Source organism: Mycobacterium sp. MUNTM1, assembly GCF_054660795.1.
In genome coordinates this window covers 1-1051 of the sequence record NZ_BAAGDE010000141.1, presented here as the reverse complement: position 1 = coordinate 1051, position 1051 = coordinate 1, and the positions used below count along the sequence as shown (strand labels likewise).

Annotated in this window: 1 protein-coding gene; it reads left to right on the top strand. The window is 63.5% G+C overall.

The features are described from left to right. Window positions 1–77: 77 nt before the first annotated feature. The gene (locus tag ACYQ8K_RS30110) at window positions 78–1049 is read left to right on the top strand and encodes an IS481 family transposase (RefSeq protein ID WP_459975029.1); all 972 of its coding nucleotides are present in this window, start codon (window positions 78–80) and stop codon (window positions 1047–1049) included. The last annotated feature ends 2 nt before the right edge of the window (window positions 1050–1051 follow it).

The following is a 1051-nucleotide window of genomic DNA, read 5'->3' as shown; positions in this document are numbered from 1 at the left end:
GACGGCGTGCCTGCTTGAAAGTGGGAGGACCTCCTGACGGAGTGGATGTGTCTGGCATTCACCCGTAGGAGGTCCTCGTGTCTCACGCTAACGCCCGCACCAACCTGTTCGCTCGTCGCTTGATTGTCGAGCGTGTCGCTGCTGGTTGGCCGTCCGCCCATGTGGCTGAGCAACTGGGTATTTCGCGGGCAACGGTGTACAAGTGGCTGCGTCGGTACGCCGAGGGCGGCGAGGCGGCATTGGCCGACCGGTCATCGCGGCCGATCCGGATGCCTACGCGTACAAGCCATCAGGTGGAGCAGAAAGTGCTGACCGCCCGGCGGCGTCGTAAGCGCGGTGCTGTTGTGCTCGCCGCTGAGCTCGGTCTGAACCCGTCGACGGTGGGACGAATCCTGGTACGCCACCATATGCCGCATCTGAGTGCGATCGACCCAATCACCGGCGAGGCGGTGCGCTCGTCGCGGCGTAGTCCCAACCGCTATGAATATCCCCTGCCGGGAGCGATGGTCCATGTCGATGTCAAAAAGCTCGGCCGTATCCCTTCAGGCGGAGGATGGCGGCTGCATGGCCGCGACGCTGCCGTCTCAGTTGCCCACCGGCATAAGAAGATCAAGCTCGGCTATGACTACGTCCACTCCGCGATCGATGACTACACCCGGCTGGCCTATAGCGAAGTGCTGCCTGATGAAAAAGACCCGACTTGCGCCGCGTTTCTGCACCGCGCCTTGGTCTGGTTCGCCGCCCAGGACGTGCATGTGCGTCGGCTACTGACGGACAACGCGTTGGTCTATCGGCGAGGCACCGACTGGGGCTGGGTGTGTTCGGCCTGGCAGCTCAAACGCCGATTCACCAGGCCCGGCTGTCCCTGGACCAACGGAAAGGCAGAGCGCTTCAACCGAACCCTGCTCAACGAGTGGGCCTATGACCGCCCCTGGACTAGCAACAGCCTGCGAAAGCGCGGTCTTGACCGATTCCTTCGCCGCTACAACACTCGACGAGGCCACTCCGCATTGGGCGGACGACCACCAATCAGCCGGCTCGCCGCCTGACA